General features: G+C 68.6%; 20 protein-coding genes and 1 pseudogene. 16 read left to right on the forward strand and 5 right to left on the reverse strand.

The window, feature by feature from the left end; translation table 11 throughout:
* Window positions 1–187 precede the first annotated feature (187 nt).
* From BDK92_RS13520 to BDK92_RS13535, 4 genes and pseudogenes are all read right to left on the reverse strand, one after another.
* Window positions 188–541 (reverse strand): annotated as a pseudogene (locus BDK92_RS13520) (creatininase family protein); the annotation flags it as partial.
* A gap of 12 nt (window positions 542–553) precedes the next feature.
* Window positions 554–1,822 carry a hypothetical protein gene (locus BDK92_RS13525; RefSeq protein ID WP_147456995.1) on the reverse strand — a complete coding sequence of 423 codons (1,269 nt, stop codon included), beginning with the start codon at window positions 1,820–1,822 and terminating at the stop codon, window positions 554–556.
* A gap of 284 nt (window positions 1,823–2,106) precedes the next feature.
* Window positions 2,107–2,304 carry a DUF397 domain-containing protein gene (locus tag BDK92_RS13530; RefSeq protein ID WP_121157031.1) on the reverse strand — a complete coding sequence of 66 codons (198 nt, stop codon included), beginning with the start codon at window positions 2,302–2,304 and terminating at the stop codon, window positions 2,107–2,109.
* Complete coding sequence (locus tag BDK92_RS13535) at window positions 2,301–3,185, reverse strand: helix-turn-helix domain-containing protein (RefSeq protein WP_121157032.1); 885 nt, start codon at window positions 3,183–3,185, stop codon at window positions 2,301–2,303. Before BDK92_RS13535 ends, BDK92_RS13530 begins: the two co-directional genes overlap by 4 nt.
* Before the next feature lie 975 nt (window positions 3,186–4,160).
* Between BDK92_RS13535 and BDK92_RS13540 the strand changes: the two genes are divergently transcribed.
* Genes BDK92_RS13540 through BDK92_RS13575 form a run of 8 tightly spaced genes read left to right on the forward strand, consistent with a single transcriptional unit; the run spans window position 4,161 to window position 13,007 of the window.
* Entirely contained in the window at window positions 4,161–6,533 is a 2,373-nt protein-coding gene (locus BDK92_RS13540; RefSeq protein WP_170208580.1) for a sensor histidine kinase, read from the forward strand.
* Window positions 6,530–6,931 (forward strand): roadblock/LC7 domain-containing protein, encoded by a 402-nt coding sequence (locus tag BDK92_RS13545; protein WP_121157034.1) that lies wholly within the window; start codon window positions 6,530–6,532, stop codon window positions 6,929–6,931. Before BDK92_RS13540 ends, BDK92_RS13545 begins: the two co-directional genes overlap by 4 nt.
* Window positions 6,928–7,563: a GTP-binding protein gene (locus tag BDK92_RS13550; RefSeq protein WP_121157035.1), complete on the forward strand. Its 636-nt coding sequence runs from the start codon at window positions 6,928–6,930 to the stop codon at window positions 7,561–7,563. The genes BDK92_RS13545 and BDK92_RS13550 overlap by 4 nt, the downstream gene beginning before the upstream one ends.
* A 17-nt stretch (window positions 7,564–7,580) precedes the next feature.
* Window positions 7,581–8,789: an ABC transporter substrate-binding protein gene (locus BDK92_RS13555; RefSeq protein ID WP_121157036.1), complete on the forward strand. Its 1,209-nt coding sequence runs from the start codon at window positions 7,581–7,583 to the stop codon at window positions 8,787–8,789.
* A gap of 15 nt (window positions 8,790–8,804) precedes the next feature.
* A complete protein-coding gene (locus tag BDK92_RS13560; RefSeq protein ID WP_121157037.1) occupies window positions 8,805–9,635 on the forward strand; it encodes a class I SAM-dependent methyltransferase in 831 nt (276 codons plus the stop codon).
* Window positions 9,636–9,664: 29 nt separating this feature from the next.
* Complete coding sequence (locus BDK92_RS13565; protein WP_246017020.1) at window positions 9,665–10,543, forward strand: branched-chain amino acid ABC transporter permease; 879 nt, start codon at window positions 9,665–9,667, stop codon at window positions 10,541–10,543.
* Window positions 10,540–11,547 (forward strand): branched-chain amino acid ABC transporter permease, encoded by a 1,008-nt coding sequence (locus BDK92_RS13570; RefSeq protein WP_121157038.1) that lies wholly within the window; start codon window positions 10,540–10,542, stop codon window positions 11,545–11,547. Before BDK92_RS13565 ends, BDK92_RS13570 begins: the two co-directional genes overlap by 4 nt.
* Window positions 11,544–13,007 (forward strand): ATP-binding cassette domain-containing protein, encoded by a 1,464-nt coding sequence (locus BDK92_RS13575; RefSeq protein ID WP_121157039.1) that lies wholly within the window; start codon window positions 11,544–11,546, stop codon window positions 13,005–13,007. The genes BDK92_RS13570 and BDK92_RS13575 overlap by 4 nt, the downstream gene beginning before the upstream one ends.
* A gap of 32 nt (window positions 13,008–13,039) precedes the next feature.
* Here the strand turns inward: BDK92_RS13575 and BDK92_RS38400 are convergent, their stop codons facing one another.
* Complete coding sequence (locus BDK92_RS38400) at window positions 13,040–13,303, reverse strand: hypothetical protein (RefSeq protein WP_147456996.1); 264 nt, start codon at window positions 13,301–13,303, stop codon at window positions 13,040–13,042.
* Between the two features lie 92 nt (window positions 13,304–13,395).
* Between BDK92_RS38400 and BDK92_RS13580 the strand changes: the two genes are divergently transcribed.
* The 8 genes from BDK92_RS13580 to BDK92_RS13615 all read left to right on the forward strand — a co-directional run bounded on the left by BDK92_RS13580 (window position 13,396) and on the right by BDK92_RS13615 (window position 19,887).
* Complete coding sequence (locus BDK92_RS13580; RefSeq protein ID WP_170208581.1) at window positions 13,396–14,316, forward strand: HAD family hydrolase; 921 nt, start codon at window positions 13,396–13,398, stop codon at window positions 14,314–14,316.
* 298 nt (window positions 14,317–14,614) lie between these two features.
* Entirely contained in the window at window positions 14,615–14,899 is a 285-nt protein-coding gene (locus BDK92_RS13585) for a hypothetical protein (protein ID WP_121157041.1), read from the forward strand.
* A gap of 171 nt (window positions 14,900–15,070) precedes the next feature.
* Window positions 15,071–15,370: a hypothetical protein gene (locus BDK92_RS41155; RefSeq protein WP_425462229.1), complete on the forward strand. Its 300-nt coding sequence runs from the start codon at window positions 15,071–15,073 to the stop codon at window positions 15,368–15,370.
* A 34-nt stretch (window positions 15,371–15,404) separates the two neighbouring features.
* The gene (locus tag BDK92_RS13595; protein WP_121157042.1) at window positions 15,405–16,028 is read left to right on the forward strand and encodes a GNAT family N-acetyltransferase; all 624 of its coding nucleotides are present in this window, start codon (window positions 15,405–15,407) and stop codon (window positions 16,026–16,028) included.
* A gap of 183 nt (window positions 16,029–16,211) precedes the next feature.
* Complete coding sequence (locus tag BDK92_RS13600) at window positions 16,212–16,913, forward strand: helix-turn-helix domain-containing protein (RefSeq protein ID WP_147456997.1); 702 nt, start codon at window positions 16,212–16,214, stop codon at window positions 16,911–16,913.
* 266 nt (window positions 16,914–17,179) lie between these two features.
* Window positions 17,180–18,079, forward strand: coding sequence for a hypothetical protein (locus BDK92_RS13605; protein WP_147456998.1), 900 nt, complete (start codon window positions 17,180–17,182; stop codon window positions 18,077–18,079).
* Between the two features lie 3 nt (window positions 18,080–18,082).
* Window positions 18,083–18,943 carry a helix-turn-helix domain-containing protein gene (locus BDK92_RS13610; protein ID WP_121157045.1) on the forward strand — a complete coding sequence of 287 codons (861 nt, stop codon included), beginning with the start codon at window positions 18,083–18,085 and terminating at the stop codon, window positions 18,941–18,943.
* A gap of 107 nt (window positions 18,944–19,050) precedes the next feature.
* Window positions 19,051–19,887: a helix-turn-helix domain-containing protein gene (locus BDK92_RS13615; protein WP_246017517.1), complete on the forward strand. Its 837-nt coding sequence runs from the start codon at window positions 19,051–19,053 to the stop codon at window positions 19,885–19,887.
* Window positions 19,888–19,902 lie beyond the last annotated feature (15 nt).

Genomic DNA, 19,902 nt, shown 5'->3' on the forward strand with positions numbered 1-19,902 from the left:
CGACTCCCGTCGCTGGACCTGATCTCTTGAACCCGAAAGTCTCCGACCACCACACTACGAGCCACGTGCCCTCCGCGCCGACGTCCTCAACAGGTCGGACGTGCCGGACCCGGTCGGTAAACGAGTACGGGACGTCCCTGGTCACAGGCCAATGCGAACGTCGCGGACGGCTCTACCCGCGGTCGGTAATATTGCTCAGGACGTAGTTGCCGCCGTGGCCGTTGATGATCGCCAGCCGCGTGATTCCGTTGCCTGAGAGCGATGCCCGGATGTCTTCGACGACCGCGGAGAGGGTCTGGTGGCTGATGCTGACCGTGCCGGGCCAGGCGGCGTGCTCGTGCGAGCACGACACCGTGATCGGCGGCAGCACCAGGACGTCGTGCCGCTGTGCGATGGATGCGGCGATCGCTGAGGCGACGATCGTGTCAGTGGTCAGCGGCAGGAACGAGCCGTGTTGCTCGAAGCTGCCGACCGGCAGCACCGCGACACTGGGTGTGCGGGCGGCGACCTCGGTGCTGGTGGTCATTGGGATCAAGTCCACGTGGCTATCTTGTCATCGGCCGGTCACCGCGCCGCGATGAGCGTCGACAAAGGCGCGCACCGGGGCGAGGGCGCTGTGCCAGCGCAGCGCGATAGCGAGCGGCTGGGTCGCCCGGATGACGCGGTACGCGCCTGCCTCGCGTGCCAACCGCAGGGCGTTCATGCCGTGTGCGGCGGCCCGTTCGGGGTCGCCGAACAGGTAGCACTCGCCGAGGTGTGCATGCCACATCCCGACGTCGAGCAAGGGCACCGCATGTTCACCGTCCAGGAGATCTTCGAAGATCCTCACGGCGGAGATCGAATCGCCAAGCAGTTGCCGGCACCGCGCATCGACCGCAGCGACGTAGCGCAGGTCGCAGTGTCTGGCGAATTCGTCCTCCGTGTCGTTCGCGGCGCGGCGCAGCCCACGGCGGGCAGCGGTGATCACCGTAGGCGCGTCGTCGTCGCCGCTGGCGGCCAGCCCTTCGGCCATCCGGGTCAAGCACAACACACGCGTGCGGGGCGGTACCGGGCCGTGAGTGAGCGATCGGCGAGACAGCGTGATCGCGGCGCGGACATCACCGTCGGCGAGGGCGCGCTGGCTTTGCCGCATGAGGCTGTAGGCGCCGAGCAGTTGGTCGTCGGCCTCGGCCGCGCGGCGGTGCGATCGGTCCAGCCACGACCCGCCGTCAGGTTCTCCGGCGTTGTCGGCGACCCAGCTCATGAACTCCGACCACCGGGCATCGACGCTCGCCAGGTATGGTCGGGCGCCGTCGCGTTGCAGCCAGTCGAGGACTTCGAGGTGCTGGCGGACCCGCATACCGAGCTGCGGGGTTACCGCGGGGGTGGCCTGCAGCGTGAGGCGGTCGAGTTCGCGTAGCCACGCCTCGACCGCATCCGGCTGGCTGGAGATGAGCTCGTCATCGACACGGATGCCAGTTCCCGGCGTGCTCGGCTGCGCTGACAGGGGAACTGGCTGCTGGGTTGCTGCAGGCGAGCGCCGTGGGCTGTAGAGGCCGAGCCGAGCATCGCTAGCAGCCTTGAGGACGTGACGAAGGGCTGCGCGGCGCTCGTCGCTGGGCCAGCGGTGCTCACCACGCTCCAGCTTGCCAACCCAGCGGAAGTCAACGTACTGGGCCGTCATGTCCTCATCTGGGTGAAGCCGCTCAAGGGTGCTGTTGACGACGTCGGCCAATTCCGCGCGCGAGAGGTGCTGGTCGCGGCGGTTCGGCGACGCCAGGCTTTTGCGAGCGTCGCTGAGCAGGGTGTTCGGCGTGATGATCGCATCAGGGTGACGCGGCATAGCCACCTCCACGAAACACGGACATTCACCGGCGTGTGATCCCCCTGCGACACAACGTGCCGTCGGGCGTAGCATCCAGCACCGCCGCGCGCCGCACCACCCCGCCCGTCGCCAAGCCCACAATCCCGGTCGGGCACCCACCGCCGACGAACGAGGCACGCCGTCGTACTCGGCAGGGCGGATGCCATCGAACTGCACGGGTCCGGCGAACGATCGGCGAACCGGAATGGCCCGTCGGCCGTCGTCACGAGCTTGCCCGTTCGGCTAGACCCGGATGGCGAGTGTCACCGATCGAACTTGCCGCCACGCACGTCGTCGGTGAAGGCGCGCCAGCTGGCCGGGTCAAATTCCAAGACCGGGCCTGTGATGTCCTTGGAGTCACGCGTACCAACGGTGCCGTCATCGGCGCGGGCGAACTCGACGCAGTTGCCACCGTCGCTGCGACTGGACTTACGCCAGTTCGTGTACTGCCGTGCGTTCATACTGAAACTCCTCCTATGGGTGACAGGTCCTGCGCCGCGTCGCGGAGCAGACGGATGCTCATGTCGGGCGACAGCGCAGCGGCCATCAGCCGGTCATGCAAGCCCAGGTAGGGATCGATCTCATCCCAATCAGTGTGGATCAAATCCCTGGTAAGCGTATCGACAGCGACGGCCACGGACTTCGGCGTGTCGCGGTAGCGGTAGATCGAGTACGCCGACGGAGGCGCACTGTGGCCCTTGATGGACGCGCCGATCGGTAGCACCCGAACAGTCACCGACGAATGGCTCGCGCAGACGGCGAGGATGTGCCGTAGCTGCTCGGCAACGATATGCGGTTCGGCCGCGTAGCGTCGGACCGCGATCTCATCGAGCACGACGTCGTACTGCGGCCCGCCCTCGGCAAGCAGTAGTTCCTGCCGGTGCGCTCTCGCGGCGACGGCCGCGGCAGAGTCGAACCTGTCGGCTTGACGAGCAAGATTGCTTCGCAACCGAGCGTCGGCGAACGCGGGCGTCTGCAGCACCCCAGGAAAGATCAAAGCGAATTCGGTGATCGCCTTGGTGCCGCTTTCCAGGTCGGCATACGTGGCCTGCCGGACGCCCATCCGTTCGGCGTCGGCCATCCACCATCCGCGCGCCCAACCGTCGGCCGCCGCGTCCATGATCGCCGTCCGTCGGTTCACGCCAACGGCCAGGTAGTCGCAGATCGCGCTGACCAGGTCGATGTCCGGACCGAGGTGCCCGTTCTCCAAGGCGCTGAGCTGCTGGCGCGGAAACCCGACGGCGCGCGCGAGCGGTTCGCCCGACATTCCGTGCTCATCCCGCAGGCGCCGGATCTCGCGTCCTAGCCATCGCCGGCGGACGTACGGACTGGGGCGGGTCACCGGCAGCCTCCAGGGGGTGCATTCAAACCCGGTCGACGATCGCGGCCGGCTGGGTGCAATCAATGTAACCCCGACATCCAGCGAAACGATCTTGATGCCGCTAGCGGTCCGTTATGAATGCGCAGCTCAGACGGCGGTCGGACCGAAGGTCGGTACACGAGGTCGGACCGAAGGTCGGTATTCCCAGCCGCGCGCCATTGCGTGATCGTTGATTCGCAACGAGTTATTCCTCGATGGGCCGCGGAGCGTCGCCGGCCCCGGCCCAAGCCAAGCACAGGTCCATCCCCCCGACGCACATCCGTGCCCAATTGGCGACCAGGGCGCACATGCGTCGCACCGCCGCGGGGGCCTGGCCACGAGGTGAGAGCCGATGCGCACAAGGAGGCTGAACGCGATGAGCGATGTGGTCGCTGCGGACCAGGTACCGGCCGCCATGCACGGCACGGTTGCGCCCATCGCCCACGGATCTGGCCGGGGGCGGGTGCTTGCTATGGAGCCGCCCGCCTCCGGCCGAATGTTCACCGATGGGCTTCGCGTACCAGGGCGAGGCGATCACGGGTCCGGTCGCGTTCTCCTGCGATACACGCCGTCCCCCTACCCTGCCAGGCCTGCTCGGACGGCAGCCCCGAGCCGACGGCCCAGGCGCGAGGGAGGCTCCTTCCTCCGGCCGAGCCCTCTCGCCCGCGGCAGGAAAGCGGTGGTGTGCCGGCGTCAATCGGTGGTCGCCGGCACGCCACCGCTCCCCCTTCCACCCCTGACTCGCGCGACATCGCGGCGACGTAACGGGATGACCGAAAGACGCAGCCACATCATGAGCCCACACCGACACACCACCGGACTGCTGCCACCTGTCCAGATGGCGGTTATGTCATGACCGATCCGGCCCCCCATACAGCGACGAAATCGCCCGGTCGTCGCTGGCGGCTTCGTGATCGACGGATCCGGGCCAAGCTGGCCGTGATTCTGGTACTGCCGATGGTGGCGATTCTGGCTCTCGCCGGATTGATTACCGCTGGCGCTTCGTCCTCCGCGCTACAGGCGGATCAGGCCCGCCGACTGGTCGCGCTCGGTGGTGTCGCCGGGGAGCTGGCCGCGCAGATGCAGCGTGAGCGTGTGCTGGCGGCGCTGGTGCTCGCCGGAGACGAAGCGTCGGTCCTGGAGGAGTACCGCAGCCAGGCTGCGGCCACCGACACCGTCATCGGCAGCTTCCGGGATGCGGCGAGCGACGTGCAGCCTTCGGGTGGCCTGGCTGTCCTGCTGGTGCGGGTAGAGGGACAGCTTGATGGGCTCGACGCGGTTCGTCAGCAGGTGCAAGCCGGCCGGGATGTGCCCGGCAGTGTCGTGGTCTTCCGCTACCGCGCGGTGATCGCCGACCTCATCTCGTACCGGCAAGGGCTGAGCCAGGTCGGTGTGGACGCCGAAAGCGCGAACAAACTGCGCGCGGCTTCCGCGCTGTCGCAGGCGATTGAGTCGCTTGGGCTGATGCAGGTGGCAGTAATTCAGGCGGACATTGCGGGGCGGCTGACGCCTGCCGGGCAGCAGGAGATCATCGGCGCGGACTCCGGTGTGACCGAGGCGCTCCAGGCGTTTCAGGACCTGGCCCCGCCGGGCTGGCGGTCGGCGCTCAACACCCGGGTCACGGGCGAGGCGGTCATCGAGGCCGAGAGGTTGCAAGGGGTGGCCGTCCGCACCGAGCCGAACGCAGCACTGCGTCTGGGTACCAGCGCCACGGGGTGGGCGAGCACGGTCGACGCCCGGATGGAGCTGTTGCATGCGGTCGAGCGTGACCTGGACCGGGAGTTGCGTGGCGACGTCTCCCGGCAGCGAGATGCTGCGCGACGGAGCATCGTCGCGCTGGCCGGCGGGGTCCTGACCTGCCTTTTTGTGATGGTGTTGATCGGTTGGTGGGTGGCCCGGTCGTTGACGTCGTCGCTGAGCCGGCTGCGTGAGGGCGCGGAGATGGTGGCGCAGCGTCGCCTACCTCGGGTGGTGGAGCAACTCGACACGAACAACATCGACCGGGCTACCGCCGGCCGGTTGATGGCCGAGGCTGCCGCGCCGCTGCGGGTGGACGGATCGGATGAGGTGGGGCAGGTCGCGGCGGCGTTCAACATTGTCGCGGCCAGTGCGGTGCGGATCGCTGGTGAGCAGGCGCTGCTCCGCGCGGAGGTCTCTGGGATCTTCCACTCGGTCTCCCGGCGACTGCAGCGGCGGGCGAATCTGCTGATGGTCAGTCTCGACGGCCTGGAGCGCGACGAGCAGGACCCCGAGCGGCTGCGCCGGCTGTTCGACCTGGACCACGTGGCGACGCTGATCCGCCGGCTTATCGCCAACCTGCAGGTACTCGCCGGTGGCCGTGCGGGCCAGCCGACCCAGGCAGCGGTTCCACTGCCCGACCTGCTCCGGGCGGCGGGTCAGGGCATCGACGACTACCTGCGGGTGGATGTCGGCGAGGTCGACAACGCTGTGAGCATCAGCCCGGATGCCGCGGTGGATTTGATCCATCTGCTGGCTGAGCTGCTCGACAACGCCGCCAAGTTCTCCCCGCCCGATTCGCGGGTCGTGGTCGAAGGACGCCGAGTCGGCGATCTCCTGCACATCCAGGTCCTCGACCGCGGCATGGGCCTCGGCGACGAGGAGTTGAAACTCGTCCGCGACCGGATCACCCACCCACATCGGATCGACAACCGCACGACGGACCAGATGGGTCTGCCGGTCGTCGGTGCCCTCGCCGAGCGGCTGGGTATCACGGTCGGCATCCGCTCGCAACGGCACCAGGGTACCCAGGTCGACCTGACCATCCCGTCCCTGCTGTTCTCGTCAGCGCCGCTCCGATCCGCCGTGGAGTCCGACCGCACCGCGGAGATGCCGGCGATCCGACCACGGCCGACACCTGCCGCAGCGGTCTCATCAAGCACACCGCCCATGTCGTGGCCACCAACCGGGCAGATTCCCCAGACGGGCCTTACTGGCTCGAGCGCCGGGGCCGCCGCGCCCGTGATCTTCGAGCAGTTGAGCCGCGACCCGCGACGCTCCTGGTTCACCACCAGCGATGCGGGCGATGAGGACCAGGCCCCCGAGCTGTCGCCAGCGTGGCAAGAGGCGGCAGCCGCAGCTGAGGCCGTCAGGACGACGGTGCCCGAACAGTCGACCCCGAATGGACTGCCGGTGCGCCAACCCGGCCGACGGGTGATTCCACCAGTCGACGTGGCCACGCGGCCACGCGTCCCGGTGCAACGCGACCCGAACGCGCTACGCCGGCAGATGAACGCCTTCCACAACGGGCTCGGCGCAGCCGGGCGGCACACCCCTCCCTATCGTGATCTCGTAAAGGACCCCTCGCGATGACCAGACCGAACCTCAACTGGGATTACCTCCTCGACCGGCTGTGCGCGCAGGAGTCGGGCATCTCGCATGCTGTCGCCCTGTCCGCCGACGGGCTCCTCATCGCGAAGAGCAGTGGCCTGTCTCGTGAGCACGCGGATCAACTGTCGGCGTTCACGTCCGGTCTGGCGAGCCTGACCGCAGGCGCCGCGTCGCTCATGGCCGCCGACCCGGTCGAGCAGACCGTCGTCGACATGCGCGGCGGGCACCTCGTGGTGATGGCGATCGGTGACGGGTCGATCCTGACCGTCCTGGCCCTCAAGGGGTGCGACATGGGGCAGGTCGCGTACGAGATGGCCACGCTGATCAACAGCGTCGGGGCCGCCCTGACGCCCGAGCATCGCGACGCGCAACTGGTATGACGGACCTTGCCCTGCACGCCGGTGGGGCGCCGCAGCAGCGCGGCGCCCGGCCCAACCCCGCCCGGGTGACCTCGTCCAAGATCCTCATCGCTGGCGGATTCGGCGTCGGTAAGACCACCTTCGTCGGCGCCATCTCCGAGATCACCCCGCTGCGGACCGAAGCGGTGATGACCGAAGCCAGCGTCGGCGTCGACGACACAGACGCGGTGCCGGGCAAGACCACCACGACCGTCGCGATGGACTTCGGTCGTATCACCATCGACTCCGGCCTGATCCTGTACCTGTTCGGCACACCCGGGCAGGACCGGTTCTGGTTCATGTGGGACGAGCTGTCCCGGGGCGCGATCGGCGCGGTGGTACTGGTCGACACCCGCCGGCTCGATGACTGCTTCACCGCCATCGACTACTTCGACAACCGCCGGCTGCCCTACGCCGTCGCGATCAACCAGTTCCCCCACGCGCCCAGGTTCGAGGACGCCGAGGTCCGGCACGCGCTGCGGATCTCCGACAACGCACCACTGCTGTATTGCGACGCCCGCGACCGCGAACTGGTCCGCGGCACCCTCATCACCCTGGTCCAACACGTCCTGGACCAGCGACGAGCCACCGCCACGCCCACCCCCTCCCCCTGACGACCTTGAGGAGAACCATGACTGGCGGACGACGTACCTCGCGCACCCTCGCCGTATTCACCGCGCTCGCGCTGACGACCGTGATGGCCGGCTGCTCCGGATCGAGCCTGAACGACGACGCCACCGCCGGCAGCAGCGGCCCGATCAAGGTCGGGCTGCTGTTGCCGCAGTCCGGCCCGTACAAGAGCATCGGCGACGATCTCGCCCGCGGGTGGCAGCTCTACCTAGACACCCACGACGGCAAGCTCGGCGGACGGACGGTCACCATCACCACCGTCGACGAAGCCGAGGGCAAGCAGAGCGCGATCAACGGAGTCAAAAAGCTGCTCGACAAGGACCAGGTCATGGTCCTGGCCGGCACCGGGACCGCGGACGCCGTCGAGTCCATCAAAAGCCTGGTCACCGAACGGAAGGTGCCGTTCGTCGGCACCGGCGGCCGGCCGTCGACCCTGGACGACCTCACCTACATCTGGCACACCTCATGGCTGTCCCGCGAGACCGGGCAGGCCGTCGCCGACCACGTGCGCGCGACGATCAACGGGCCGGTCTACGTGATCGGCCCGGACTACCAGGGCGGTTACGACCAGATCGGCGGGTTCGTCGACGCCTACACCGCCGCTGGGGGAAAACTCGCCAACGACGACGGCAAGCCCGCCTGGACGCCGTGGACACCGCCGACGACGAACTTCCTGCCCTACCTGAACAAGATCGCCGACAGTGACGCCAAGGCCGTCTACTGCTTCTACGCCGGCACCTCGGCGGTGGAGTTCGTCAAGCAGTACGCCCAGGCGGGCCTACACACCAAGATCCCGCTCTACGGCGCCGGGTTCCTGACCGAGGGCACCGTCCTGGGCGCCCAGGGGGCCGCCGCCGACGGGATCCGCACGGTGCTCAACTACGCGGCCAACCTCGACAGCCCGGTGAACCGGGTGTTCGCCCCCGCGTACCAGCAGAAGTACCAGTCCGCGCCGAACATCTACAACGTCACCGGCTACGACGCCGCCCTGGTTCTCGACCGGGCCATCGCCGCCGCGGGCCGGAACGTCACCCGTGAGTCGCTCAACGCCGCCATCGCGGCACTCGGCGCGATCGACAGCCCCCGCGGCTCATGGCGCTTCGGTGCCAACCACTCGCCGATCCAGCCCTGGTACCTGCGGGAGGTCGGCAACGACGGCCGGGCTCGCGCCAACGTCGTCGTGCAGAACCTGACCACCCTCGGCAGCTAAGACAGGAGTCCCACCATGAGCACCACGACCAACACGCCCGCCGGTTCGCCTCCGGCGGCGGGTAGGTACACCTTCGACAACGCGACCCCGGAGGCCGCCAACCAGGTGCGCCTGCTCGCCGAGATCCTCGACGACCACAGCACCAGCGTGCTCGCCCGCCTCGACCCAGAACCCGGCTGGCGGTGTCTCGACCTCGGCTCCGGCGCCGGCAGCGTGGCGACCTGGCTGGCGTCCAGGGTCAGCCCGACCGGCCGGGTCACCGCGATCGACACCGACCCCCGGCACATCCCCACCCACGACCTCGTCCACATCCGCCAGGGCGACGCCACCGAACTCGACCTCGGCGACAAGGAGTACGACCTGATCCACGCCCGGCTGCTCACCATGCACCTCGAGCAGCGCCGCACGCTCCTGGGGCGCATGACGCGCGCCCTCAAACCCGGCGGCCTGCTGGTGCTGTCCGAGTGGGACTGCACCAACACCGACACCATGCTGCTGCGCGGCACGGCCGAGGCCGCGCAGGCGTTCGCCGCATTCCAGGAGAAGCTGCTCGCCCTCGCGGTCACCAACGGAGCCTCACTCAACTGGGCCCGGGAAGTCCCCCTGGCCATGCACCACGCCGGCCTGATCGACATCGAGTCCGAGGTCCACAGCCGGCTCTGGGCCGGCGGAGAGGCCGGCTGTCTGCTCCACGCCAGCAACAGCCGACAGATGGAATCCGCTCTGCTCGCCGCCGGTATGACGACCGCGTACCTCACCACGCTACGTCGGGCCATGAGCGATCCAGCCACCCTCACCTGGATGTACCCGATGGTCACGACCGTCGGCCGCCGGGCCGAGAACTAAGCACCGTAACGCGGAAAGGGGAGGGTGTCGTGGGGCAGACCGGCATGTACGTGGTGACCGCGATCGACGGGGTGGCCTTCGGGCTGCTGCTGTTCGTGGTCGCCGCCGGACTGATGTTGATCTTCGGGGTAATGGGCATCCTGAACCTGGCCCACGGCACGCTCTACCTCGCCGGCGCCTACCTGGCCTACCTCCTCACCAACGGGAACCTGTGGGGGTTCGGACTCGCGCTGGCCGCCGGGGTGGCACTCGGCACCGCTGGAGGTGCCGCCCTGTCGGCCGTCCTGCGCCCGCTGACCGGACGGGACCACCTAGACCAGGCACTCGTCACACTCGGCGTCGCGTTCCTCGCCGCCGACGGGTTCACCACCGTGTTCGACGCCGCCCCACTACCGGTCACCGCACCCCGCCCACTCGACGGCAGCATCGACGTCGCGGGCCACGGATACCCGGTGTACCGGCTGACGTTCATCGTGGTCGCCGCCGCCATCGGTGCCGGCCTGCACCTGGTTATCCGGCGCAGCACCGCCGGGGTCCTGCTGCGCGCTACCGTGTCGGACCCGCCGATGGCCGCCGCCACCGGCATCAACGCCGGCCGGGTCCGCACCGCGGCGATGGCCGGCGGCGGTGTGCTGGCCGTCACCGCAGGGGTCCTCGGCGCGCCGTTGCTGGGACCGGCACCCGGGGTCGACACGACCGTGCTGGTGCTCTCGCTGATCGTGGTGGTCCTCGGCGGAGCCGGATCCACCGGCGGCACCCTCGCCGCGGCGTTGCTCGTGGGGCAGGTCCAAACCGTCGGGGTGCTGCTCGCCCCTGCTGCCGCACCGTTCGCTCTGTTCAGCGCCCTGCTGATTGTCCTGGTGGTACGTGGGCGGACGGGTGACGTGCCGGCGGTGAGGGCAGCATGACCACCACCACCGTGACGCCCGTGAACGACGCGCCGACCGCCCCCTACTCCCCCGCATCCCGCCGATCGGTCCACGTCGCCGTTGCAGCCGTGATCCTTACAGCGGTGGCTCTGCCCGGCGTCGTCGACGCGTACACGATCTCCCTGGCCACGACCGCGCTCGTCCTCGCGGTGCTGGCGATGAGCACTCAACTACTCGTTGGCGTCGCCGGACTGCCCGCCTTCGGTCAGGTCGCCTACTTCGGTGTCGGCGCCTACACCGCAGCGCTCCTCGCCCAGGGCGGCACCACCACGGGCCCCTTCCACTTGGCCGCAGCGGCCGTGACGGGTGCCATCGCCGCGGCCGTCACCGCGCCGCTGGCGCTACGGACCCGGGCTACCGGATTCCTGATGGTCACCTTCGCCATCCAGAGCCTGGCCGCCACCGCTGCCGCGAGATGGACCCGGGTCACCGGCGGCGACGAAGGGTTGCACACCTCTGCGGTGACCCTCTGGGCCGGCGCTGCCCCGCTCACCAACGCGGGCCACGTCTACCTCTACGTGCTTGCCTGCGTTCTGGCCCTTGGCACGGTGGTGGCGTTACTCCTGCGGTCCCGTCTCGGGCTCGTGCTGCGCGGCTGCGCCGACCACGAACCCCGCATGGCAGCCCTCGGCCACCGGGTCGGCGCCGAGCTGACCACTGGATACGTCGCGGCCGGCGCCCTCGCCGGCGCGGGAGGAGCGCTGCTGGTCGCGGTCAACCGGTACGTGTCCCCGGCAGACATGGGATTCGACGTCGCCGCCGTCGCGCTGCTCGCGGCGGCGATCGGCGCCGGCACCATGACCGGCGCGGTCGCCGGGGCGTTCGCGGTCGTCGCCGCCCGGGATTGGCTCGGCGGTACCACCGGCGGCCACGGCCCGGCCCTGCTCGGCCTGCTGTTCCTCACTGTCGCCTACGGCCGCCCTCACCTCACCCCCCTCACACGCTGGGCCCGTTCCGCCCTCGCTTCGAAGGGGAAAACATGAGTCTGCTCCAACTCCAGGATCTCGGGCGCGACTACCACGGCGTGCGTGCCTTGAGCGACCTCACCCTCGACATCTCCACCGGCGCCCGGCACGCCATCATCGGGCCGAACGGTGCAGGCAAGACCACCCTGCTCAACCTCATCGCGGGCACTAGCCGCCCGACCAGTGGCCGGGTCCTGCTCGACGGTCACGACATCACCCGCCTCGGCGCTGCCGCCCGCGCCCGCCGCGGTATCGGCCGCACCTGGCAGCACCCCGCGCTGTTCCCCCGGCTCACCGCTCACGCCAACGTCGCCCTCGCGGTAACCCGGCACACCCCCGGCGGCGGCCGGCGCTGGCTACGGGCACCGCTGCGGCCCATCGTCAACGCCGCAGCCCACGCTGCCCTCGACCAGGTCGGACTCACCGCCCACGTCAACACCGTGGCCGGTCGTCTGCCCTACGGGCAACGCCGGCTCCTCGAACTCGCCATCGTCCTAGCCGCCCGGCCCCGGCTCATGCTGCTCGACGAACCCTCAGCCGGCCTCAGCCCACACGACATCGACCAACTCGTCACCACCGTCCGGGCACTGCCAACCGATGTCACCGTGATGCTCATTGACCACCACCTCGAACTGGTCTGGGCCATCGCCGACACGGTCACCGTCCTTGACCACGGGCAACACCTGGCCACCGGATCCCCCGAGGACCTCCGCGCCAACCAGCGGGTACAGGCCGCCTACCTCGGCGCCAAAGCCCCGCCCGCCGCACCTACTACTACCAGGGCCAACCGGAAGCCGGTACTGCTGCGGGTACGCGGCCTGCGCGTCGGCTACCAAGGTGCGCCCGTCCTCAACGACTTCGACCTCGACGTCGCCGAAGGCGAGGTACTGGCCATCCTCGGGCGCAACGGCGCCGGCAAGACCACCTTGCTCAACACCCTCGCCGGACTACTCACTCCCGTGCCTCCCACACTCATCGACCTCGCCGGCACCCGCCTCGACCTGGCACAACCCCACCGCATCGCCCGCGCCGGTGTCGCCCTCGTTCCCCAGGGCCGCCGCCTGTTCGACCTCAGCGTCGCCGAACACCTCACCGCCGCCGCAGCAGCAGCCGCCGTAGGCGGCACTACGCCGGGACGACGGCCCTGGACCCGCGACGACGTGTTGCGCCTGCTGCCCCCGCTGCGCCACCGCCTGCTTCACCCCGCCGTGCAGCTCTCCGGGGGCGAGCAGCAGATGCTCGCCCTCGCGCGGGCGCTCCTGACCAACCCTCGGCTTCTGCTCCTCGACGAGCCCAGCGAGGGGCTCGCCCCCGCCACCGTCACGCAGCTCGGCCAGATCGTGCAGACCGTTGCCAGGCAGGGGTTCACGGTGCTCATCGCCGAGCAGAACACGGCCTTGGCCGCGCACGTGGCCGACCGGACTGTCCTGCTCGACGGTGACCCCAGCGTCCCGACCACCGCACAGGCCAGCCCATGAGGACGTCCATCGCTGTCCCACCACCGCGGAAGTCAGCCGAGGAGATACGCGCTGACGCCGAACGGCGCATGCAGGTACTGGCTGAGCAGGGAATCGTCACACCCGACGTTCGAGTCCGGGACGAACGCGTCATGCAGCGGGAGGATCACTCGCTCGTCGACAACCGCCTCGGCCGGGCTCGCAGAAACTACCGCGTCGATCGCGGCATCCTGCGCGACTACATCTGGCGCGCACCCACTGGCCGCCGTCGCGGCCGGCGGTGGGCAGTGCCCGGTCCTGTTTGTCACGAGCACCATCTCGCCGTCTCCCCAGCGCAATGCCGGGCCGTCTCTGGTGACCCTCCACTCCTCTGGCTACAGGACGCATACGACATATGACAACCGATTCCGTGACGATCTCCTCAGGTATAGCCGGTACGGCCCTGTCCGCGGTTGAGGCAGTGCTGTTCGACCTCGATGACACGTTGGTTTCCAGCGATGCCATGTGGTACGCCGTCGACGTGGTGTGCCGGTACACCGCGGCCAAGCACGACATCCCCGTCCCAGCCGCGCTCGCCACCGCATACCGCCACACCTTCGAAGCCGCGTGGAAGGGCTTCTCCACGATGCTCGCCCCCCTCGGCTCCGTCCACGCCATACGCCGGTACCCCTGGACGCACGCCCTGGCGGCCGTAGGCATCTCGGCGACCGACGCTGAGCTGGACCATCTGGTCAACGCGCTCCTTGCCCACCAGCTCACGATCACCCGCCCCGACCCCCACCTCCCCGGACTCCTGCGAGCCCTGGCAGACCGGTACCCCCTCGCGGTAGTCAGCAACGCGTCCGCAATCCACGCCGAAGCCAGGCTGGCCAAGGCCGGACTCCTCGACCTCTTCGACGCTGTCATCTGCGGTCTCGACGACCAGGTACTCAAGCCGGACCCTGAGGCTTTCGCTCGCTGCTGCCGGGAACTCGGGGTAGACCCGGGCAGTTGCCTCTACATCGGCGACGACTGGAACAACGACATGATCGGCGCCAGACAAGCAGGGCTACATCCCATCTGGGTGCCACGAAATCCGCAGCCCGTTCCAGCTGGGGAGCCACCGACACCTCTCTACCCCAACATCAATGCGGCCGTGCGAGCCATCCTCCGTGCACCTGCATTCCCGAACCCTCAGCAGACCGCCCACCCCGAGGAATACGACGACCACGCCCGCCCGAACGACAAACGCCCCGGCTGTCGACAAGGTCATGGCACGGCCCACCTTCACCGAAAGCCCTCCGCGTGCGGACGTGGCGCCGAGTCGACGCCGGGCGAGCCCGAAGTATGAGAAAGGATGGAGCAGCTTGCAAACACGGGCGGCGGCGTTGGCGGCGTTGAAGCTTTGGGCCGATTACAACAGCGAGGCTACTCGAAGGCGGCTGATTCGCGCCGCCTACGAAGCCGGCAACACCTTTTCCGCCATATCGAAAGCGGGCGGCGTGGCTCGTACCACAGTGACAAATGACCTGGCCACCACTAGCGCGAGTGCCCGAAGCCGACCGGTCATCAAAGCAGCAGATCGAGTGGCGACAGGTAGGAACACCCTCGTCCCATTGGAGCGGTGGGCCGCTCGGAGGCCACGACAGGTGGTCGTTGCCGCCGCTTGGCGGGCAGGCGTCACGGTCGTTGCCGAGCTGGCGGACGTCATCGGTGTCTCCGAAGCGACCATCTACCTAGATCTCCAAGCAGCGGGGATCAACACATCGGAAGAAACGTCGGCCTCTACCGTCATGACTCGCGCGATCGAGGAGATGCGCCGCAGCGGACGCATGATGAAGGGCCGCGAGATTGTGGAGCAGTACGGATGTTCGGCGGTCTACGCCTACAGGGTGCGGCAGCGTGCACGGGCTGCCCTTGAACAGCATTTGTGATCCGCCAGCTGTAGACGCTTTGCCTGAGCGATCGGGCAACGTTGGGCCTTAGCGGTTGATGAGTCACACTCACAAATTAGAAGGCCGGCTATATCTGGGGAGTTCCAGCGTGGCAAAGAAAGCAATTACGGTTTTGACTGATGACCTCGGCGGCAGCGGGCAGATCGCACCGTGGAATTCGGACTCGACGGGATTACCCACACTATCGACCTGTCGAAGAAGAACGCCGAGATGCTCGACCATTACCTGAACGCAGGTACTCGGGTCGGCCGGGCGGCGTCGATGGTCGTCGGTCCGCGCGGCGGTTCCCGCACATGGATGACAACTCGGATAGCGGCGTCCGCGCCGCCTTTGCGGCCGGGCTCGTACCGATCTGGATCACGCAGCAACCGGCGGCGACCCCGCCCGGACCGCTCGCCGTGCCCCAGTAGCCCGCCGTCGCCGACGCCCTCCGCGACCTACTGCACCTGATGTCACCGACTCTACGACGAAGGAAAGTGCACCTATGACGCCGATTTCCGGCACCGCCGAAGCGGCTCGCCTCGCCACGATCCAGGACATTGAGCGGCTCGCCCGATCGATGGGCAACGCGTTCGCCGGGGCCCCGGACGCCGAGTACCTGATCGCCGATCCGCGGATCCGTCAACCGATCTACAAGCGCGTCGCCTCCGAGACGCTGCACCACGCGGTCGTGCACGGCATGGTGATCTGCACACCGGATCACACCGCCGTAGCCGTCTGGTACCCGGCCACGGCGTTGCCCCTCCCGGACGCCGAGGCCGCAGCCTCCATCGAGCACCTCTGCCCGGGTTTCGCCGACCGGTGGAGATCCCTCGGCGCGGCCCTCGACGAGCGCCGCCCGACGGGAACCGACTGGTGGTACCTGGCCTGCCTCGGTGTGGACCCCGCCTGGCAGAGCAGCGGCATCGGCTCGGCGTTGCTGCGGGAGCGCAACGGCGTCCTGGACGCGGAGGGCAGCGGTGCCTACCTGGTGGCGACGAGCGCCCGTAGCCGGTCCCTGTATCTCAGGCACGGCTACGAGGACATGGGCACGCCGGTCACCCTGCCCGACGGGCCGACCATGTGGCCCATGTGGCGGCAGCCCCAGCCCAGCGGCCGGATGGTCTGAGGCGGTCAAGCGTCGGGGGTAACCCCGCCGGTGCTCGATGATCCGCCGCCCCGCTTTCCCGACAGACGGCGGCCGAGTGAATCCACAGGCGACGAGAGCTACGGCGTTGCGCCTGCCCCACCCCGGCAGTCGCCCACCAACCTGCACCAGCCAGCACCGACCCGTAACGGAGGAAGGCGACCGATGACGGATTCCCCACGACGACAGCTCGTCGAAGTAGCCGGCGGTGTGAAGACGATGTTCGACCCCGGACGCCTGGCCGAGCTGTACCGCGAGCATCGATCGCTGCGGGTGGTTGCGGCGGCGACGCCATGCTCCTACGCCACGGCCCACCGCGTCCTCGTCGCCATGGGAGTCGAGCTACGTCCCAGAGGAGGGTCGTTCGATGCGCGACCGATCAGCGGGAAGAACCAACTCTTGCTGGCATGCATCGCCGCTGGTGCCGCACCCGACCAGATCGCCAAGCAGATGCGAGGAACCGACAGCGGAGTCGCGCTCGCGCTGCGCCAACTGCTCACCGACCTGCACGCCCGCACCCCGGCGCACGCCCTCGCACTGGCCTACCGGCACCTGCCCGCCCACAACCTCCCGTACACCTCCCTGCCGGTCCCGCTCACCGACCCCGAGTTGGACATGTTGCGATCGCTCGCGGCTGGGGAGCCCGACGACGCACTCGACGGGCACCTAGGTACCACCAGCGGCCTCTACGACAAGCTGGGTGTCACCGACAGCGCGGGTACCGTGTGGGCGGCGCTGCGAGCGGGCCTGCTGCCCATCTACTACCACCGCGACGACATACCCGCGACCGCTGAGGCCACAGCGGCAGGCGTGGTCGGTTCCCTCGGAGCCGCCGGAATCCCCGTCCGAAGCGTCGGTTCTCCATGACCCCGACCCCCGACAGCATTGCCCCCTGCCCCGTACACGGCGGGATGACCATCCTCGACGAGACGTTGGGGTGGATGCACCTGCCACCAGGTGTACCAGTCGATGGCACGTCAAACGCTACCGAGTTGGGCGACAACGCGTCCGACCTTGAGGAACTTTCCCCGCGTCCACCGTCTGCCAGGTCCCAACGGTGTGACGCACGGCGCCGACCGGCACCCGAACCCCGAGTGGGAGTCCGGCCAGGCGCCACGTGGTCGGCGGCGGTCGTGCCCGCGCCGCCGCCGACCACCCCTAACCACCAGCCCGGCCAACCCCAATCCGATTCGTCTTCCACCGCCGCCCTCGATTGCCCTCCGGCACCGTCGCTGCGGAAACAGTTTGAGGTGGCACGCGACGCAGTCGCGGCCGGATCCTCAGACCTTGCCCGGGAGATTCTGGGTAAGGCACTCACTCCCGAGCACACGCAGCGGCCGGACCCGGATGCGGCCGACGCCGCGACGCTCTACGCCCACCTGCTGCTGATCGACGAAGGGGACCACGTCGCGGCCGGCACCTGGGCGGCGTACGCGCACAACGCATGCCTGTACCTACATGGCCGAACGGACGAGCGCACCATCGCGGCGGTCCTCACCCACGCTCGGGCTCTCGGCGCGGGCGGCGACGTCGACGACGCGGAAGAGCTGTTCCTCGTCGCAGAAGACGCACTCAGCACAGTCGATCACACCGCCGCCCGGGCGATCATCGTCGGCGTCGAGTTGGCCGAGATGCGTCACCAGAACGCGCTCTGCCCGTCCGGACTCGAACTGATGGGCGACCTGTGCACCACACGCGCCGATCGATACGGCGCACCCGACCCCTTGGCCATCACCCTGCTCGCCCGCCTCGGCGCGATGTATCGCGCCTGCGGACACACCAACCCGGCCGAAACATGTCTCCAGCAGGCCGCCGCCCTCGCCGCGACCGTCGGTGACCTCGCCGCCGCGGTCGGCCTGATCGCGAAGCAGCACGACCCGTACCACCCAGACCTGTGCGCCTACAACCTCGACCCCTCCCACCCGATCCCCGGCGTGCCGAATCTGGCGAACCAGATTCCGCGCCGCCCACAGCGCCACAAGGACAGCCCGGCACCACACGACGTATCGTCGCGACTCCCTCAGGAGCGGTGAGGAATGCGCGAGCGACATGGTCCAGTAGAACCGCGTCTTTCCGTATGTCGGCAGCTGCGCGAGGCGCGAGAGGGTACAGGACACACGCAGACAGCCGTCGCTGAGCTGCTGGGCTGGGGCCAAGCAAAGGTGCAGCGGATCGAGGCCGGGCAGGTCGCGGTGTCGACAACCGATCTGCGCGCGATGCTGGACCTCTACGGCGTCCATGACCAGGAGGCGCGCAGCCAACTGGAGATCAGCGCGCGGAAGGTCCGGCGCCAGCCGTGGGGAACATATCGCGACGTGCTCACCCCCCAGGAGCGGACCTACCTCGGCGGGGAAGGCTCAGCAACGCGACTACGGCACTACGCCCCACTGCTCCTACCGGATCTGCTACGCACCGAGGCATACGCCTGGGCGGCGATCACCTCCTTCACGATCGGACCGCCGGACCACCGGCTGATGCGCCGGAAGCTAGAGGTTGTCCTGGCACGCCAGGAAATACTCGACCGTAACGACCCACCCCACCTGCAGATCGTGCTGGACGAGGCAGCCCTGCACCGGCCAATCGCCGGCACCGACGGCGTAACCGCCACGAGGGCGCAGATGGCCCGCCTGCGTGACCTCGCACGCCGTGACAACATCTCGCTCCAAGTCCTGCCGATGCGCGCGGGGCTGCCAATCGACGAGCCCATTACGGTGCTCGACCTACCCAACGGTGAGCACGTCGCGTACCTACCCCGGCGCTCCCGCGTGACCGTGACCGACAGGGATCAGGTCGACCACTACGACCACGCCTTCGCCGGCCTCGCCGAAGCAGCCATACCCCTGGCCGCGACAGTCACACCCATCTTCACCACCGGCCAAATAGAGAAAACCCCATGACGACAACGGCCGCCGCCGGATCGCCGCGGCCCCGGGGAGATGCCGACGCCGGACTCCACGAGCCGGCGAGAGCGGTGTCGACACCTGATCACCAGACAGGGCCATCGATGGCACGCAGGCGGCTCAGTAGGACGCTGAAGCGGCTTCGCGAAGACCGTCGATACACCATCAACCAGGTCCAACGGGCGATGGAGTGGTCAACATCCAAGGTCGTGAGAATCGAAAGCGGCGCGGTCGGCATCACCGTCAACGACCTACGAGTACTTCTCGCCTACTACGGCCTACACGACGACGAGACCGTCGAGGCTTTGTTGCACCTGTCGCGCGCGTCGAAGCGGCACCACTGGGCTGCCCAGTACCGACCTGTCCTGCCCGCCGCCTACATCGACTTTCTCGGCTACGAAATGGAAGCAACACTCGGGAGCTATTGGGAGCCCCTTTTCATACCCACGTTACTGCAGACCGAGGAATACGCCGAGGTGCTGATCAAGGCCACAGCCGCGCAGCACCTACCGATGCCCGAGGTCGAGGCGCGCGTCCGGCTCAACAACGAACGGCAACGTCGCGTGCTCACCCCCGAGCGAGCGGGCGCTACTCGCATTATCATCGACGAGTCCGCGCTCGTACGGTGTGTCGGCGATGAGGACGTGATGCGCCGACAGTTCGCCCACCTCGACGTGATGATCGAACGCACCCGTGCCGAGATTGTCGTCGCCCCGCTCGCCGTTGGCGCCCACCTGGGCCTGGACAGCTCCTTCTCCATTCTTGAGCACGCCGCATCGGACGACCCGGACATGGTTCACCGGCACGGCGGGCCGCAGGACGCTCTTGAGGTGGAGGACCCGCGCGTGGTGCAGCAGCACAAGGAGACGTTTGACGGCCTGGCGAGCGCCGCAATTCGGGGCGACAACGTCCGACGGCTCCTGGTTAGGCCCGGACAGTAACTCGAACCAACCCAC

This window comes from Micromonospora pisi (assembly GCF_003633685.1).
GTDB lineage: Bacteria > Actinomycetota > Actinomycetes > Mycobacteriales > Micromonosporaceae > Micromonospora_G > Micromonospora_G pisi.

Bases quoted from the DNA above. Each gene is read 5' to 3' on its own strand.
- BDK92_RS13600 (WP_147456997.1), top strand. From the start codon at position 16,212: ATGACGGATTCCCCACGACGACAGCTCGTCGAAGTAGCCGGCGGTGTG.
- BDK92_RS13540 (WP_170208580.1), top strand. From the start codon at position 4,161: ATGGTGGCGATTCTGGCTCTCGCCGGATTGATTACCGCTGGCGCTTCG.
- BDK92_RS13615 (WP_246017517.1), top strand. From the start codon at position 19,051: ATGGCACGCAGGCGGCTCAGTAGGACGCTGAAGCGGCTTCGCGAAGAC.
- BDK92_RS38400 (WP_147456996.1), bottom strand. From the start codon at position 13,303: ATGGTGCTCGTGACAAACAGGACCGGGCACTGCCCACCGCCGGCCGCG.
- BDK92_RS13610 (WP_121157045.1), top strand. From the start codon at position 18,083: ATGCGCGAGCGACATGGTCCAGTAGAACCGCGTCTTTCCGTATGTCGG.
- BDK92_RS13560 (WP_121157037.1), top strand. From the start codon at position 8,805: ATGAGCACCACGACCAACACGCCCGCCGGTTCGCCTCCGGCGGCGGGT.
- BDK92_RS13545 (WP_121157034.1), top strand. From the start codon at position 6,530: ATGACCAGACCGAACCTCAACTGGGATTACCTCCTCGACCGGCTGTGC.
- BDK92_RS13575 (WP_121157039.1), top strand. From the start codon at position 11,544: ATGAGTCTGCTCCAACTCCAGGATCTCGGGCGCGACTACCACGGCGTG.
- BDK92_RS13570 (WP_121157038.1), top strand. From the start codon at position 10,540: ATGACCACCACCACCGTGACGCCCGTGAACGACGCGCCGACCGCCCCC.
- BDK92_RS13525 (WP_147456995.1), bottom strand. From the start codon at position 1,822: ATGCCGCGTCACCCTGATGCGATCATCACGCCGAACACCCTGCTCAGC.
- BDK92_RS13530 (WP_121157031.1), bottom strand. From the start codon at position 2,304: ATGAACGCACGGCAGTACACGAACTGGCGTAAGTCCAGTCGCAGCGAC.
- BDK92_RS13555 (WP_121157036.1), top strand. From the start codon at position 7,581: ATGACTGGCGGACGACGTACCTCGCGCACCCTCGCCGTATTCACCGCG.
- BDK92_RS13595 (WP_121157042.1), top strand. From the start codon at position 15,405: ATGACGCCGATTTCCGGCACCGCCGAAGCGGCTCGCCTCGCCACGATC.
- BDK92_RS13550 (WP_121157035.1), top strand. From the start codon at position 6,928: ATGACGGACCTTGCCCTGCACGCCGGTGGGGCGCCGCAGCAGCGCGGC.